Here is a 15,639-nt window from a genome sequence, read left to right on the forward strand (position 1 = left end):
ACCGCGCCTTTGAACGGGGGCGCCGTTGCCGCTTTATCTCAACCGCCTCTCACTGTCGCATTTCCGCTCTCATCTGAACGTGACGCTTACCCCCGATGCGCGTCCCGTGGTGCTGTACGGACCGAACGGCGCAGGCAAGACCAACCTGATCGAAGCGGTATCGCTGTTTTCGCCCGGTCGCGGAATGCGGCGGGCCTCGGCCCAGGATATGACCCGCCGCCCTGAGGCGTTGGGCTGGAAGGTCAGCGGACTTGTCGAGACGCCCGAAGGGTTACAGGACATCGCGTTCCAGTCAGAGCAAGGCGCACCGCGTCAGGTCAGGATCAATGACAAGCCCGCGCCGCAAACACGGCTTGGCGAACTGGTCCGACTGCTCTGGCTCCTACCGTCGATGGACCGGCTCTGGATCGAAGGGGCCGAGGGGCGCAGGCGGTTTCTGGATCGCATGACGCTCAGCTTTTTCCCGAACCACGGTGACGTGTCCCTCACTTACGAAAAGGCGATGCGCGAACGCAATCGTCTGCTCAAGGATCAGGTCCGCGACCCAATGTGGTACAAGGCGCTCGAGTCCCAGATGGCGCAGTCGGGCGCGGTGATCCATGCCAATCGGCAACGGGCGCTGGCGCGCATCGCGAGCGCGCAGGACCAAGCCAGCACGCAATTCCCGGCGGCTCAGCTTGATTTGATCCAGACAGAGGGCGAAATGCCCGACACCGAGAACGATCTGCGCAGCGCCTTCGAGGAAAGCCGGTTTCGCGATCTTGCCGCCGGACGCACCCTTGTCGGCCCGCATCGCGCCGATCTTTACGGTGTTTTCGCGGCAAAGGGCGTCCCGGCGGCAGACAGCTCGACCGGCGAACAGAAGGCGCTTCTGATCTCTCTCGTTCTGGCCAATGCGCGCGCCTTGGTCGAAGATTTCGGCGCCCCGCCGATCGTCCTGCTGGACGAGGTGGCGGCCCACTTGGATGCGGATCGGCGCGCCGCGCTCTACGATGAAATCTGCGCGCTCAAGGCACAGGCCTGGATGACTGGGACCGGCCCGGAACTCTTCACCGAACTCGGCCAACGCGCGCAGTACTACGAAGTGACCGAGACCGAAAACGCGACATCCGTTTCGCCCGGCACGCTGCCCTGACAAGCAGTCCGCCCGCCGAATTGGGCAACCGCTAAATCTTGTGTCAGCCGCGTGACAACCTTCTGGCTTTGGCGTATAAATTCAGCAGAAAAACGAAGGGTAAATTCATGGCAGACCCCGCACAGGCACCGGAAGAATACGGCGCGGATTCCATCAAGGTTCTCAAGGGCTTGGAAGCTGTCCGCAAACGTCCGGGCATGTATATCGGTGATACCGACGACGGCTCGGGCCTGCACCACATGGTGTACGAGGTCGTCGACAACGGCATTGACGAGGCGCTGGCCGGTCATGCCGACTTCGTGCGGGTCAAGATCCACGCCGATAACAGCGTGTCCGTGCGGGACAACGGACGCGGGATTCCGGTGGATATCCACGAGGAAGAAGGCGTTTCGGCGGCCGAGGTCATCATGACCCAGCTGCACGCCGGCGGTAAATTCGACCAGAACTCCTACAAGGTCTCAGGCGGTCTGCACGGCGTGGGCGTGTCGGTGGTGAACGCGCTCTCGGACTGGTTGGAGTTGCGGGTCTGGCGCAACGGCAAGGAGCACATCGCGCGGTTCGAACGCGGCGATACCGTCAAGCACCTCGAAGTGGTTGGCGATGCCAACGGCGAAAAAGGCACCGAAGTGCGCTTTCTCGCGTCCACAACCACCTTCTCGAACCTCGAATACGATTTTCACACGTTGGAAAAGCGCCTGCGCGAACTGGCGTTCCTAAACTCGGGCGTCCGCATCATCCTCGAAGACGAACGCCCGGCCGAGCCGCTCAAGTCCGAGCTCTTCTACGAAGGCGGCGTCAGGGAATTCGTGAAATATCTCGACCGCTCCAAGGCGCCTGTCATGACCGATCCGATCTTCATGGTCGGCGACCGCGACGGAATCGGCGTCGAAGTGGCGATGTGGTGGAACGACAGCTATCACGAGACAGTCCTGCCGTTTACCAACAACATCCCCCAGCGCGACGGCGGAACCCATATGGCGGGCTTCCGGGCGGCGTTGACGCGGACGATCAACAATTACGCGCAATCATCGGGGATCGCGAAGAAAGAAAAGGTCAACTTCACCGGCGACGACGCGCGCGAAGGTCTGACCTGCGTTCTGTCGGTCAAGGTCCCGGACCCCAAGTTCTCCAGCCAGACGAAAGACAAGCTGGTGTCCTCCGAAGTGCGCCCCGCCGTGGAAAGCCTCGTGAACGAGAAACTCGCCGAATGGTTCGAGGAAAACCCGAACGAGGCCAAGCGCATTGTCGGCAAGATCGTCGAAGCCGCACTGGCCCGTGAAGCCGCCCGCAAGGCGCGCGAACTGACCCGCCGCAAGACGGCGATGGATGTGAATTTCCTTGCGGGCAAGCTCAAGGATTGTTCGGAAAAGGACCCGGCACAGACCGAGCTTTTCCTCGTCGAGGGGGACAGCGCCGGGGGGTCTGCCCAGACCGGGCGCGACCGCCGCACGCAAGCCATTCTGCCGCTGAAAGGTAAAATCCTGAACGTCGAACGCGCGCGGTTCGACCGGATGCTGGGAAGTCAGGAGATCGGCAATCTGGTGATGGCGCTTGGCACCGGGATCGGGCGCGACGAATTCAACATCTCGAAACTGCGATACCACAAGATCGTCATCATGACGGACGCCGACGTTGACGGCGCGCATATTCGCACCCTGCTGCTCACGTTCTTCTATCGCCAGATGCCCGAGTTGATCGAAGGCGGATACCTCTACATCGCCCAGCCGCCGCTATACAAAGTCATGCGCGGCAAGTCCGAGGTGTACCTCAAGGATCAGGCCGCGATGGAGGATTACCTGATCCAGCAAGGCACCGATGGCGCGCAGCTTTTGCAGGGCAATGGCGAAGCGATCCTTGGCCAGGACCTTGTTCGCGTGGTGGAAGAGGCCCGTCAGCTCAAACGCGTTCTGGACGCCTTCCCGACGCACTACCCGCGCCACATTCTCGAACAGGCCGCCATCGCAGGCGCGTTCGTGCCGGGTGCTGTGGATGCCGATCTGCAAGGCGTGGCCGACAAGGTCGCAGCACGGCTCGACCTGATCGCGCTCGAATACGAACGCGGCTGGCAGGGCCGGATCACGCAGGATCGCGGCTTCCGCCTTGCCCGCATCCTGCGCGGTGTCGAAGAGGTCCGCACGCTGGACGGCCCGATGCTGCGCTCCGGTGAAGCCCGCAAGACCGGCAGCTTTACCGAAAGCCTGCAAGCCGTCTACGACAAGCCCGCGCAATTGATCCGCAAGGATCGCAAGCAGATGATCCACGGTCCGCTCGATCTTCTGGATGCGATCCTCGAAGAGGGTGAAAAGGGCCTGACCTATCAGCGCTACAAGGGTCTGGGCGAAATGAACCCGGATCAGCTTTGGGAAACCACGCTGGATCCGGACGCGCGCACGCTGTTGCAGGTCAAGGTCGATGACATGACCGAGGCGGATGATCTGTTCACCAAGCTGATGGGCGACGTGGTTGAACCGCGCCGGGAGTTCATCCAACAGAACGCGCTGAGCGTCGAGAATCTGGATTTCTGATTTCGAATTGGCTTCGCCAATCCGACAGATGCGAGGGGCTCTGCCCCTCGCGCTCCCCGAGGTATTTTCGGCCCAAAGAAACCCGGTGATTTCGGCTCTGGTCCTTCTCGGCAAGCTTGCCTACGGTCTGGCGGAAGAGTGGGAGGATAAGACATGGACCTAGGGCTTTCGGACCGCGTGCAGGCTTTGGTCGATCAAGTGCGCGACATGGTCGAGACCGAGATCGCGCCGTTGGACGCCGAATTCCATGAAGAGGTCGGCAAGCATCCCTCGGGCGATCGGTTCCAGCACACCGAACGGCAGCTGGAGATTCTCGACGGCCTCAAGGCCAAGGCGAAGGAGCGCGGCCTCTGGAATTTCTGGCTCACCGACAGTGACAAGGGCCACGGGTTGACCACCGTCGAATATGCCTACCTTGCCGAAGAGATGGGCAAGGTGCATCTGGCCGCCGAGGTCTTCAACTGCTCAGCGCCCGACACCGGCAACATGGAGGTGCTGGAACGCTACGGTGCGGACTGGATGAAGGAGCGGTGGCTGACGCGACTGCTCGAGGGTGAGATCCGGTCGGCCTATGTCATGACGGAGCCCGATGTCGCCTCCTCCGATGCCGCGCAGCTGGCGTTCGAAGCGAAGAAGGACGGCGAAGATTGGGTTCTGAACGGTGAGAAATACTGGATCTCCGGCGCTGGTGATCCGCGCTGTGCGCTGTATATCCTGATGGCCTGCACCGCACCGGACGCGGCCAAGCACAGCCGCCACACCATGTTCGTGATGGATGCCGACACGCCCGGCATCGAGGTGTTGCGGCCGATGCATGTCTTCGGACAGGACGACGCCCCGCACGGCCATATGCACCTGCGCTTCACCGATGTCCGCATCCCTGCCAAGAACGTCGTCCTTGGTGAAGGGCGGGGGTTCGAGGTGGCGCAGGGACGGCTTGGGCCGGGGCGCATCCATCACTGCATGCGCTCGATCGGGCTGGCGGAAAAGGCGCTGGAGCTGATGTGCCGCCGGGGCCTGCACCGCGAGGCGTTCGGCAAACCGCTGATCGAACTTGGCGCGAATTACGACATCATCGCAAACGCCCGGATGGAGATCGAACAGGCACGCCTGCTCTGCCTCAAGGCCGCTTGGATGATGGACACCCAAGGCACCCGCGCGGCCCAGCCGTGGATCAGCCAGATCAAGGTTGTGGCGCCTCTCATGTCGCTCAAGGTGGTGGACGAGGCGATGCAGCTTTACGGCGGCACCGGGATCAGCCAAGACACACCGCTTTGGCGGATGTGGACACATCTGCGGACGCTGCGCTTTGCCGATGGTCCCGATGCCGTTCACCGCCGCCAGGTCGCGCGCGCCGAGCTGCGCAAATACACCAACGCATGAGTTCGGCATCTTTCGATCCGGCGGCAGTCGAGGCATGGATGGCCGCGCATGTGCCCGGATTTCGCGGGCCGATCACGGTCGAGAAATTCGCCACGGGGCAATCCAACCCGACCTTCAAACTGACCGCGCCTTCGGGGGTGTATGTCCTGCGGCGCAAGCCCCCCGGTCAGTTATTGAAATCCGCCCATGCGGTTGACCGGGAATTCCGTGTGCAACGCGCGCTTGCCGCAACGGATGTCCCCGTCGCCCGCATGTACGCGCTCTGCGACGATGACAGCGTGATCGGGTCGATGTTCTACGTGATGGACCATGTTCAGGGCCGGACCTTCGTTGACCCACGACTGCCCGATGTGGCGTCTATGGATCGGTCCGCGATCTTCGATGACATGAACCGCGTTCTGGCCGCCATTCATTCTGTTGATCTTGAGGCCACCGGGTTGGGCGACTATGGCCCCCAAGGCAATTACTACCAACGCCAGATCGACCGCTGGACCAAGCAATACCGTGCCAGTGAGACCGAGCCTGTGGCGGACATGGACGCGTTGATCGATTGGCTTCAGAACAACGTGCCGGCCGACGATGGTAAGGTCACTTTGGTGCATGGCGATTATCGGATCGACAACCTGCTCTTCGCACCGGACAACCCCACTTGTATTGCAGTGCTCGATTGGGAGCTTTCTACCCTCGGCCATCCCTTTGCCGATCTTGCCGCTGTCATCATGCAATGGTCCCTGCCCCCCGGCGACACCGGGCGCGGTCTGGCCGGGGTGGATCGCAAAGCCCTTGGCATTCCCGAAGACCAGGCTTTCATCGACGCCTATTGCGCGCGCATGGGACTGCCCGGGATCGACAGCTTCGGCTTTTACCTGGCCTTCTGCTTTTTTCGGATGGCGGCGATCCTGCAAGGTGTCAAACGACGGGCGCTCGATGGCAACGCATCGAATCCCGAACGCGCGCTGGAACTGGGTGCCTTCGTTCCGGCCTTCGCCGAAGGCGGTTTGGCGGCCGCGAAAACCGCGTAACGTACAGATTGTCGTGGATACTGGTCGGGCTGAGAGGATTCGAACCTCCGACCCCCTGCTCCCGAAGCAGGTGCGCTACCAGGCTGCGCTACAGCCCGACCGTGTCCGGGGAACTACTGCCAGCGTGCGGATTTGACAAGCCTTGATTTGGGCAAAGCGCCTTTGAATTTGGCGCGATCGCGATCTAGTCGCGCTCGTTGGTTGTCATGGACTGATCCCGGAACCGGCCCGAGGACATCAGATCGCCCAGCCGCGGCATGGAGGGCGTTCCGAACCGGGTCCGGGTGCGCAACACAGGGGTGTTCTTCGACGTGCCGCCCCGGCTTTCGCGGAAGACGATGTAAAGGCCCGATGCGATGATGATTGTCGCGCCCGCTGCGGTGTAGGCATCCGTGGCCTCTCCGAAGAAGATTAACCCGTAGGCCGTGGCCCACAGGATTTGTGAATACTGCATCGGGGCCACGATGGCCGCTTCCCCGGTGCGGTAGGCGGCAATGATGATCCGGCCCGCGATCCAGGCCATGATCGAAATCACAGCGAGCATCCCCAGATGTTCGATCGGCATCGGCTTGTAGACAAAGGCGAGCGCCGCGCCCATCACCGCGAAATTGGCGACCATCGGATACAGCAGCATCACGACCGTTCTTTCTTCGGCGCCGATCTTGCGCACAACGATAGAGGCGAACGCGCCGCCGAACGCCGCCAGGATTGCGGCTCCGTGTCCCAGGGTAAGCTCGGTCGATCCGGGCCGCAGCACGACCATCACGCCGATCAGGCCGACGATCACAGCCATCCAGCGTTTAAGGCGAACGGTCTCACCCAGTACTGGGATCGACAGAACCGTGATGATCAGCGGTGTCGCGAAAAGGATCGCATAGGTTTGCGTCAGCGGCAGAACTGAAAACGCGTAGAAGGCCGAAACCCCCGTCACAACCGCAGCGACCGTGCGCACGGTCATCCACCACGGATGTACCGGTAGAAGCGTTCCCGGCTTGGCGTCCCGCATCAACATGATCGTCGCCAGCGGAAAGCTGAGCAAGACGCTGAAAAACACGATCTGGATCGGAGAATAGGTGGCCCCCAGCGTCTTGATGAAGACGTCGTGAGTCGAGTAGAGCCCGAAGGCGATCAGGGCCAGCACAGCTCCCTTGACGTTCGAAGACATGGCTGGCCCCTTTGATTGGTTTACAGGCTCGCGTCGAGCGCGGCGACGATGGCATCGCCCATTTCGGAGGTCGACATCGGCGTGCCGCCTTCAGGGCCCATCAGGTCGGCCGTGCGTGCACCATCGGCAAGAACGGTCTCGATCGCCGCTTCCAGTCGCGCCGCCTCATCGCCCTGATCGAAGCTGTAGCGCAGCGCCATCGCGAAACTCAGGATGCAGGCGATCGGGTTCGCCTTGCCCTGCCCGGCGATATCCGGCGCGGAGCCGTGTACGGGTTCGTAAAGGGCTTTGGGACGACCATTCGCCATGGGTGCGCCAAGGCTGGCCGAGGGCAGCATCCCAAGGCTACCGGTCAGCATCGCCGCCGCATCGGACAACAGATCGCCGAACAGGTTGTCGGTCACGATCACGTCGAACTGCTTGGGCCAGCGGCACAGCTGCATGGCGCCCGCGTCGGCGTACATATGCGACAGCTCCACATCCGGGTAATCCTCGTCATGCACCTTTTGCACGACCTCGCGCCAGAGGATGCCCGACTCCATCACGTTGGCCTTCTCCATCGAACAGACCTTGTTGCCGCGACGGCGGGCCAGTTCGAACGCCGACCGCGCCACGCGATCGATCTCGCTCTCGGTATAGCGTTGCGTGTTGATCCCGACACGTTCGTTGCCTTCTTCGAAGATACCGCGCGGTTCACCGAAATAGATACCGCTGGTCAGTTCCCGCACGATCATGATGTCGAGACCAGCGACAACGTCCTTTTTCAGGGACGAGAAATCTGCCAGTGCATCAAAACACTGCGCCGGGCGCAGGTTTGCGAAAAGATCCATCTCTTTGCGCAGGCGCAGCAATCCCCGCTCGGGCTTCACGCTAAAATCAAGCGCGTCGTATTTCGGGCCACCGACAGCACCCAGCAAAACCGCGTCAACTTCGAGCGCCTTGGCCATCGTGTCGTCGTGCAGTGGGGTTCCATGCTTGTCATAGGCGGCACCGCCGACAAGGTCTTCGCTCACGTCGAAGGTCAGGTCGCGCTTTGCGCCGTACCAATCAATGACCTTGCGTACCTCGGCCATAACTTCGGGGCCGATCCCGTCACCGGGCAAAATCAAAAGCGAAGCATTGCTCATCATCAGAGTCCTTTGATCAACTGAGTTGGCTTCGCCTAGCCTTGCAAGGCCGTAGCGTCAAGGCAGCGCTATATCCGGCAGCGTGATGTCCACCGTGATCAGCCGATGCGGTTGATACGGCAACCCGGGCCAGACACGGGCGGCCCGGATCGGCAGGTCAGCGGAAGGCAAAAGGTATGACACCCGCATCGGACCCGGCCTTTCCCAGTTTGCAGTGATCTGGCCGGGAAGGGGGTCGGTCAGATCACGCCGGGCCAGGAAACCCGCCATCGCATCGCGATACCCCTCGCCTCGCTCGGGGTCGAGGTTGGTGTTGGCCATGAACACGAAGGGTGACGGTGCGATCGGCCCATAGTGACCATTCAGTATCAGCTCCCATAGTCGTAACTCATCGAGGTTGCGCCGACCGTTCCGATCCTCCGGTCCATCGAAAACCGGCGCGCCCGCGTGGCCGATAAAAAGCGACATGCGGCGTGACTTGCCATCGACAAAGGACACATCGACCGGCACGATCCAGTGCCCACCGCTGGACAGGCGCTGCACCTCCCGCCCGGAATCGTCGTCTTGCGCATGGTGCCCCGGCAGCTCGCGCCACAGCAGATCGGTGAAGGACTGAACCGCATCCTCTGCGATGGGATAACGCGACAGGACCGCCAATGATTCCTGACCCGGAAAGCGGCCATAGGCCTGCGCATCCTCAGCCTCGTTCAGCCGACCGTCGCCGTCGATGTCATACCCTGTCGGGATACCGGCGTTTGATCGCAACGGCAGGACATGATTGAAACCTCCATCGATCAGGTCGGAAAAGGCGTTTAGCGTCGCCCCCGAAGCGTCGAAATCGAATTGGGTCAGGACGAGGATATCCGCGCCAATCTCGGCCAGCGCCTCAGCCATCAAGACGAGGGCCGGATCACCTTTCTGTATGTCCCGAAGTAAAAGCCCGGGCCCATCCCGCGACAGCGGTGCATGCCAAAGCGCCAACCGCAGGTCTTTTGCAGGGAGTGGATTCGCGGACCAGAGAAGAAGGAATAGACAGCCGCTCAGACAAGCTGCAAATCGTCTTCCTGCGCATAGGCGCGACGGCGTTTTTCCTGAATCAGCGCCGCCACCCGGAACAGCGCAACCCCTCGCATCATCAATGTCAGCGGCAAAAATGCCCACGCGCACAGCACCCAGATCAGAACTTCCGGCATCGCGAGAACCGACGCATCGAACGCGCCGATCCAGAATCGCAGCAAGGCCGGGATCAGGAATGGCAGGAGAAATCCTAATGCGAGGTTAAAATGCGCATCCCTCTTGAGGCGGAACAACACATCCCGCCCGGAGGTCGGGTCAAAAAGCGGGAGGTTGATCCAGAAGTTGAAAGCCTGCTTGCGGATCGGCCAGAAAATGAAGCGGGCGTGGATCCAGAACAGAAGCAACGAGATCATCGTCACCATCAGAAGCAAGCTGGCGATCTCGGTCGCGAGATCAACGTCGAGCCAGCCGGGCGCTTCTGCAAATGTGATCGCCATGAGGCGCACCGGCGAAAACGGGAAATCGAGCGTCGATCTTGCGCCCATTGCAAGGTTCTCGAGGAACGTCGGCGGCAGGGCCGGGTCTTTCGTGCTCAGCGCGACCAACAACGACGCGAACCAGACGCAAAAGAACAGCGCCAGGAACCGCAGGCGATTGAACGGTGGGGCGTTTCGGAATTCAAGGAACGTGGGGTATTCGCTGTAGTATTCGGCAAAGGTCACCACCGCAGCCACCAGCGCGACGAGGGCCGCCATCTGCGCGGCATCGCTCGACGTGCCTGGCAACACCAGCGACGGGACTGCAACAAGCAATGCCATCATAAGTGCGCGCGCAGCTGATCCGATGATCCGCTTGACCACTTTGCTTCCCTTCAAACCGGACGGACGCGATACGATGCCGCGACCTTGTTCCGCATTTGTGCCGTCGGGATCGACGGACTGCCTCATTGTTGCCCCAGTTTTGCCCAAGTTCGCCGTGCCGCTCAACTGCGGTGACGCGGTATGTCCGTGAAATCATTGATTACGCTCGAAAACTGGTGCGCGATTACATCAGCCGGTGACACGAAATATGGCAGAGCGGAGAGCGACCACAACATCTTGTGCACTCATCTCCGAGGCCCAAAACGAGAAAGGCCGCCCGGTGGGGCGGCCTTTGAAATACGGTATCGGACGTGTTCAGACCCAGGGACGCGACTGCGATGCCTGCGTTTCGAACGCATCGATCGACGCCGCCTTTTCCATCGTCAGGCCGATATCGTCGAAACCGTTCATCAGGCAATGCTTCTTGAAGCTGTCCACCTCGAACGGGAAGCTTTCGCCGTCGGAACTGGTCACGACCTGGTTCTCCAGATCCACGGTCATCCGGGCATTCGATCCCTTCTCGGCGTCCTTCATCAACACGTTCACCGCCTCTTTCGGCAGAACGATGGGCAGGATGCCGTTCTTGAAGCAGTTGTTGTAGAAGATGTCCGCAAACGAGGTCGAGATGACCGACTTGATCCCGAAATCCTTGAGCGCCCAGGGCGCGTGTTCACGCGACGACCCGCAGCCGAAATTGTCGCCCGCCACCAAGATTTCCGCGTCCCGGTATTGCGGCTTGTTCAGCACGAAATCGGGGATCTCGTTTCCGTTGTCGTCGTATCGCATCTCGTCAAAGAGGTTCACACCCAGACCCGACCGCTTGATCGTCTTCAGGAACTGCTTGGGGATGATCATATCGGTGTCGATATTCACCAACGGCATGGGCGCCGCGATCCCGGTGAGTTTTTCGAACTTGTCCATTACATCATCTCCCGCACATCGGTGAGTTTACCTGTTACAGCCGCAGCCGCAGCCATTGCGGGTGACATCAGGTGTGTCCGGCCACCCCGGCCCTGCCGCCCCTCAAAATTGCGGTTCGACGTTGCCGCACAGCGTTCTCCGGGGGCAAGCTGATCGGGGTTCATCGCAAGGCACATGGAACAGCCCGCAAGGCGCCATTCGAAACCCGCCTCTTTGAAGATATCCGCCAGACCTTCTTCCTCGGCCTGCGCGCGGACCAGACCGGATCCCGGCACGACCATCGCGCGTTTCACGGCGATCTTCTTGCCTTTGAGGATCTCGGCGGCAGCCCGCAGGTCTTCGATCCGACCGTTGGTGCAGGAGCCGATGAAGACGGTATCGATCTCGATATCCGACAACTTCTGACCGGGCTTGAGACCCATGTAATCGAGCGAGCGCTGCGCCGCACCGACCTTGCCACCCTCAAAGCTGTCCGCAGACGGCACTTCGGCGGTGATCGGCAACACATCCTCGGGCGAGGTGCCCCAGGTGACGACCGGTGCGATGTCTTCGCCCTTGATGGTCACGACCTTATCCCAATGCGCGTCATCGTCGGAATAGAGCGTTTTCCACCAGTCAAGCGCCGCCTCCCATTGAGCACCTTTCGGGGCGTGCGGACGTCCCTTGACGTACTCGAACGTCTTTTCGTCGGGCGCGATCAGACCTGCACGGGCACCGCCTTCGATGGCCATGTTGCAGACGGTCATGCGCCCTTCCATCGACAGGTCGCGGATCGCCTCACCGCAGTACTCGATGACATAGCCGGTGCCGCCGGCGGTCCCGGTTTCACCGATCACGGACAACGTGATGTCCTTGGCGGTCACACCGGGGCGCAGCTTGCCGGTGATCTCGACCTTCATGTTCTTCGATTTCTTCTGGATCAGCGTCTGGGTCGCGAGAACGTGCTCCACTTCAGATGTCCCGATCCCGTGCGCCAGCGCGCCAAAGGCCCCATGCGTTGCCGTATGCGAGTCGCCGCAAACGACGGTCATGCCCGGCAAGGTCCAACCCTGTTCGGGCCCGACAATATGCACGATGCCCTGACGGACATCGGACACCGGATAGTAATGGATGCCGAAATCCTTGGCGTTCTTGTCGAGTGCCGCAACCTGGATGGCGCTGTCTTCGGTCATGTTCTTGGGGTCTTCCCGTCCCGGTGTCGTCGGCACGTTGTGATCCGGCACGGCAATCGTCTTGTCCGGTGCCCGCACCGTGCGGTTCGCCATGCGCAGACCCTCAAAGGCCTGCGGGCTGGTCACTTCGTGAACAAGATGCCGGTCGATATACAACAGACAGGTGCCATCTTCGGCTTCATGCGCGACATGGGCATCCCAGATTTTATCATAGAGCGTTTTGGGGGACATCTGTCCTCTCCCTTAAACAATGTGGATGTGGTGGTGGTGTCGTGTGGGCTCAGACGCCAAGTGGTAGCCGCGCGCGCACCGTGTGCGTCGCACCGAAAAAGCGTTCCCGCAGACGGGCGCGCTCAGCCAGATCGAAAACCATTTCCATGACCCGTGTCCTACATCATCGCCCCCAGCCGCCGCAAGGGCGGTGCACAAAGCCGGACTACACCAGAGGACCGCAGCCAAACTGATCCGATGGCATCCGTCCGCCGTAAAGAGAATGACGAGGGACACGAAATGCTGACAAAACTCAACATCATCTATCTCGGCCTGATCGGGATCCTGTGTGCCGGGCTGATTCTGCATGCCGCCAGCGCAGGGGCGGATATCGGTCCCGTGGCCGTGACCTTGCCGTTTACGACATCCTAAGTCGTAAGCTGTTGCACTGCTTGCGCGGCGATGCGACGCTGCAATAACGCAGTCACCCGGGCATGGAATGGATCCTGATATCGTTTCCACAGAATCGCTGACCGAGGTCTCGCTCGGGCTTTACACCTGGGCCGAGGCGATGCTCTCGAGCTTGCTGCGCCCGTGGAACGCCTACCAGTTGCTGATCGCTCTTGGCATCTTCGTTGCCGCCCATCTGATCGCCGCCGTCATCAAGCCCCGGATGCACGATTGGATGCGGACGCGCGAGGGCTGGCCGAAATGGCGGATGCGCGCCTTGGTCGTGTTCCACCGCCGTTTGCGGATGGTGCTGTTCGTCGCGCTCATCTGGCTGGTCGTTCTGGTGATGCGCGAAACGACATGGCCCTCCCGGTCCTACCTTCTCGCGATCATCGCGAACCTGTCGACCGCTTGGCTGTTCATCGTCTTCGCAACCCGGCTCATCAAGAATGCCCTTCTGCGCGGGATCGTCCGTTACGGCGCGTGGATCTGGGTCACTCTATCGATCACCGGGCTCGCCGACGAAGCGCAGGGTATCTTGGACAGCGCGGCTTTCACGATCGGGGAAACGCGCCTGTCGCTCTGGTTGGTGATTCAAGCAATCGTCATCCTCGCAACGCTGTTGACCGTGGCCCGGCTTATCAGCGGCACCACCGCCGCCACGATCCGTCGCAACGAAGACATTTCCCCGTCGATGCAGGTGCTGGCGATCAAGTTCCTGCAAGTCGCGCTGTTCGGTGCAGCCTTCTTCATGGGCCTGCGCATCGTGGGTGTCGATCTGACCGGCTTGGCCGTGCTGTCCGGTGCGATCGGTGTCGGCCTTGGTTTCGGTCTGCAAAAGGTCGTGTCGAACCTCGTGTCGGGCATCATCATTCTGCTCGACAAGTCGATCAAACCCGGCGACGTGATCTCGCTTGGCGATACGTTTGGCTGGATCAACAGCCTTGGCGCACGCTATGTCAGCGTCGTCACCCGCGACGGCAAGGAATACTTGATTCCAAACGAAGACCTGATCACCGGGCAGGTGGTGAACTGGTCGCACTCCAACGAATTCGTCCGGCTCGACATCTTCTTTGGCACGGCCTATGGCGACGATCCCCACAAGGTGCGCGAGATCGCGATCGCCGCGGCGCAATCCGTGGACCGTGTGTTAAGCTTCAAGGCACCGGTCTGTCATATCGTCGGATTTGGCGACAGCTCGGTCGATTACATCCTGCGGTTCTGGATTCGTGACCCTACGGGCGGCCTTACGAATATCCGGGGCAACGTGTATCTTGCCTTGTGGGACGCGTTTCAGGAGCATGGCATCTCCATCCCGTTCCCGCAGCGTGAAGTCAAAATGCTTCAAGGTTCGCAACTTGACACAAAATCGCTTTCGGACTGACGAAAAGTTGCGGCTGACAATCGCATAAGACACTGAAAGTAAATACGGAATAAGGACGTTAACGACCATGAAAGACGAAATAGTCATCCTGGACGGGGCGCGCACCGCGATCGGCACATTCGGCGGATCGCTCACCGCGACGCCGCCCATCGAGCTTGGCACAGCCGTCGCCAAAGCCGCGCTGGAACGGTCGGGCGTCGAGGGTGGTCAGATCGGGCATGTCGTGTTCGGCCATGTCATCAACACCGAACCGCGCGATATGTACCTGAGCCGGGTTGCCGCCATGCAGGCGGGCATCCCCGACACCACACCTGCGATGAACGTCAATCGCCTCTGCGGATCGGGTGCGCAGGCCATCGTGTCGGCGGTGCAGTCCCTGATGCTGGGCGATGCCGACTTCGCCCTTGCGGGCGGCGCTGAGAGCATGAGCCGGTCGCCCTTTATCGTCCCGGATCAGCGCTGGGGCGCAAAGATGGGTGACATTCGCACGCTCGACATGATGCTGGGCGCGCTCAACTGCCCGTTCGGAACGGGGCATATGGGTGTCACGGCGGAAAACGTCGCCGCCGAACATGAGGTGAGCCGCGAAGACCAGGACGCCTTTGCCCTCGAAAGCCAAAAGCGCGCCGCCAAGGCCATCGAAGACGGCCGCTTTGCCAGCCAGATCGTGCCGGTTCAGGTGCGGGTCAAACGCGACATGGTGGATTTCGCCACGGACGAACACCCCAAGGCCACGACGATGGAGGCGCTGGGCGGTCTGAAAACCGTGTTCCAGAAAGACGGCACCGTGACCGCTGGCAATGCATCCGGCATCAACGATGGCGCGGCGGCGCTTGTTCTGGCCACCGCCTCTGCCGCCGACAAGTCCGGGCTGAAACCCAAGGCGCGGGTCCTGGGATACGCCCATGCCGGCGTGCGCCCCGAGGTGATGGGCATTGGCCCGGTCCCTGCGGTAGAAAACCTGCTGGCCCGCACCGGTCTCAAGATCACCGACTTCGACGTGATGGAAAGCAACGAGGCGTTTGCTGCGCAGGCCCTTGCGGTGAACAAGGGGCTTGGCCTCGATCCGTCCAAGGTGAATCCGAATGGCGGTGCCATCGCATTGGGCCATCCGGTGGGCGCAACGGGCGCGATTATCACCATTAAGGCGCTCTACGAGCTGGAACGGATCGGCGGCTCCAAAGCGCTGATCACCATGTGCATCGGCGGCGGTCAGGGCATCGCGCTCGCGATCGAGCGGCTTTGATCCAAACCCGGTCCGCACACCG

The 15,639-nt window shown here is 61.2% G+C and carries 13 protein-coding genes and 1 tRNA gene; 7 read left to right on the plus strand and 7 right to left on the minus strand.

Features of this window, described 5'->3' with window-relative positions:
• Nucleotides 1-25 precede the first annotated feature (25 nt).
• The 4 genes from recF (at nucleotide 26) to Q1B16_RS08340 (ending at nucleotide 6,065) form a co-directional block, all read left to right on the plus strand.
• A complete protein-coding gene (gene recF / locus Q1B16_RS08325) occupies nucleotides 26-1,135 on the plus strand; it encodes a DNA replication/repair protein RecF (RefSeq protein WP_299786520.1) in 1,110 nt (369 codons plus the stop codon).
• Nucleotides 1,136-1,242: 107 nt separating this feature from the next.
• Nucleotides 1,243-3,660, plus strand: a complete 2,418-nt coding sequence (gene gyrB / locus Q1B16_RS08330) for a DNA topoisomerase (ATP-hydrolyzing) subunit B (protein WP_299786522.1) — start codon at nucleotides 1,243-1,245, stop codon at nucleotides 3,658-3,660.
• 153 nt (nucleotides 3,661-3,813) lie between these two features.
• Nucleotides 3,814-5,043: an acyl-CoA dehydrogenase family protein gene (locus Q1B16_RS08335; protein WP_299786524.1), complete on the plus strand. Its 1,230-nt coding sequence runs from the start codon at nucleotides 3,814-3,816 to the stop codon at nucleotides 5,041-5,043.
• Nucleotides 5,040-6,065: a phosphotransferase gene (locus Q1B16_RS08340; RefSeq protein ID WP_299786526.1), complete on the plus strand. Its 1,026-nt coding sequence runs from the start codon at nucleotides 5,040-5,042 to the stop codon at nucleotides 6,063-6,065. Before Q1B16_RS08335 ends, Q1B16_RS08340 begins: the two co-directional genes overlap by 4 nt.
• A 21-nt stretch (nucleotides 6,066-6,086) precedes the next feature.
• On the opposite strand, the gene Q1B16_RS08345 is transcribed toward Q1B16_RS08340, so the two are convergent.
• The 7 genes from Q1B16_RS08345 to leuC all read right to left on the minus strand — a co-directional run bounded on the left by Q1B16_RS08345 (nucleotide 6,087) and on the right by leuC (nucleotide 12,558).
• Nucleotides 6,087-6,163: transfer RNA gene (locus Q1B16_RS08345), tRNA-Pro, on the minus strand.
• Between the two features lie 86 nt (nucleotides 6,164-6,249).
• Nucleotides 6,250-7,230, minus strand: a complete 981-nt coding sequence (locus Q1B16_RS08350; protein ID WP_299786528.1) for a DMT family transporter — start codon at nucleotides 7,228-7,230, stop codon at nucleotides 6,250-6,252.
• Nucleotides 7,231-7,250: 20 nt separating this feature from the next.
• Nucleotides 7,251-8,357 (minus strand): 3-isopropylmalate dehydrogenase, encoded by a 1,107-nt coding sequence (gene leuB / locus Q1B16_RS08355; RefSeq protein WP_299786530.1) that lies wholly within the window; start codon nucleotides 8,355-8,357, stop codon nucleotides 7,251-7,253.
• A 57-nt stretch (nucleotides 8,358-8,414) separates the two neighbouring features.
• Nucleotides 8,415-9,338, minus strand: coding sequence for an endonuclease/exonuclease/phosphatase family protein (locus tag Q1B16_RS08360; protein WP_366140146.1), 924 nt, complete (start codon nucleotides 9,336-9,338; stop codon nucleotides 8,415-8,417).
• 59 nt (nucleotides 9,339-9,397) lie between these two features.
• Nucleotides 9,398-10,321: a hypothetical protein gene (locus Q1B16_RS08365; RefSeq protein WP_299786534.1), complete on the minus strand. Its 924-nt coding sequence runs from the start codon at nucleotides 10,319-10,321 to the stop codon at nucleotides 9,398-9,400.
• 228 nt (nucleotides 10,322-10,549) lie between these two features.
• Complete coding sequence (gene leuD / locus Q1B16_RS08370; protein ID WP_299786537.1) at nucleotides 10,550-11,155, minus strand: 3-isopropylmalate dehydratase small subunit; 606 nt, start codon at nucleotides 11,153-11,155, stop codon at nucleotides 10,550-10,552.
• Nucleotides 11,155-12,558, minus strand: coding sequence for a 3-isopropylmalate dehydratase large subunit (gene leuC, locus Q1B16_RS08375; RefSeq protein WP_299786539.1), 1,404 nt, complete (start codon nucleotides 12,556-12,558; stop codon nucleotides 11,155-11,157). The genes leuD and leuC overlap by 1 nt, the downstream gene beginning before the upstream one ends.
• A gap of 279 nt (nucleotides 12,559-12,837) precedes the next feature.
• Between leuC and Q1B16_RS08380 the strand changes: the two genes are divergently transcribed.
• From Q1B16_RS08380 to Q1B16_RS08390, 3 genes are all read left to right on the plus strand, one after another.
• The gene (locus Q1B16_RS08380; protein ID WP_299786541.1) at nucleotides 12,838-12,969 is read left to right on the plus strand and encodes a hypothetical protein; all 132 of its coding nucleotides are present in this window, start codon (nucleotides 12,838-12,840) and stop codon (nucleotides 12,967-12,969) included.
• A 67-nt stretch (nucleotides 12,970-13,036) separates the two neighbouring features.
• Nucleotides 13,037-14,371, plus strand: a complete 1,335-nt coding sequence (locus tag Q1B16_RS08385) for a mechanosensitive ion channel domain-containing protein (RefSeq protein ID WP_299786543.1) — start codon at nucleotides 13,037-13,039, stop codon at nucleotides 14,369-14,371.
• A 67-nt stretch (nucleotides 14,372-14,438) separates the two neighbouring features.
• On the plus strand, nucleotides 14,439-15,617 hold the full coding sequence (locus Q1B16_RS08390) for an acetyl-CoA C-acyltransferase family protein (protein WP_299786545.1): 1,179 nt from the start codon (nucleotides 14,439-14,441) through the stop codon (nucleotides 15,615-15,617).
• The last annotated feature ends 22 nt before the right edge of the window (nucleotides 15,618-15,639 follow it).

Origin of the sequence: uncultured Marivita sp. (assembly GCF_947488135.1) — a bacterium.
GTDB lineage: Bacteria > Pseudomonadota > Alphaproteobacteria > Rhodobacterales > Rhodobacteraceae > Marivita.

Excerpts from the sequence above, each read along its gene's own strand:
- Q1B16_RS08390 (WP_299786545.1), top strand. The coding sequence starts at position 14,439 with ATGAAAGACGAAATAGTCATCCTGGACGGGGCGCGCACCGCGATCGGC.
- leuD (WP_299786537.1), bottom strand. The coding sequence starts at position 11,155 with ATGGACAAGTTCGAAAAACTCACCGGGATCGCGGCGCCCATGCCGTTG.
- Q1B16_RS08365 (WP_299786534.1), bottom strand. The coding sequence starts at position 10,321 with ATGAGGCAGTCCGTCGATCCCGACGGCACAAATGCGGAACAAGGTCGC.
- Q1B16_RS08380 (WP_299786541.1), top strand. The coding sequence starts at position 12,838 with ATGCTGACAAAACTCAACATCATCTATCTCGGCCTGATCGGGATCCTG.
- Q1B16_RS08335 (WP_299786524.1), top strand. The coding sequence starts at position 3,814 with ATGGACCTAGGGCTTTCGGACCGCGTGCAGGCTTTGGTCGATCAAGTG.
- Q1B16_RS08340 (WP_299786526.1), top strand. The coding sequence starts at position 5,040 with ATGAGTTCGGCATCTTTCGATCCGGCGGCAGTCGAGGCATGGATGGCC.
- gyrB (WP_299786522.1), top strand. The coding sequence starts at position 1,243 with ATGGCAGACCCCGCACAGGCACCGGAAGAATACGGCGCGGATTCCATC.
- leuC (WP_299786539.1), bottom strand. The coding sequence starts at position 12,558 with ATGTCCCCCAAAACGCTCTATGATAAAATCTGGGATGCCCATGTCGCG.
- Q1B16_RS08385 (WP_299786543.1), top strand. The coding sequence starts at position 13,037 with ATGGATCCTGATATCGTTTCCACAGAATCGCTGACCGAGGTCTCGCTC.
- leuB (WP_299786530.1), bottom strand. The coding sequence starts at position 8,357 with ATGAGCAATGCTTCGCTTTTGATTTTGCCCGGTGACGGGATCGGCCCC.
- Q1B16_RS08350 (WP_299786528.1), bottom strand. The coding sequence starts at position 7,230 with ATGTCTTCGAACGTCAAGGGAGCTGTGCTGGCCCTGATCGCCTTCGGG.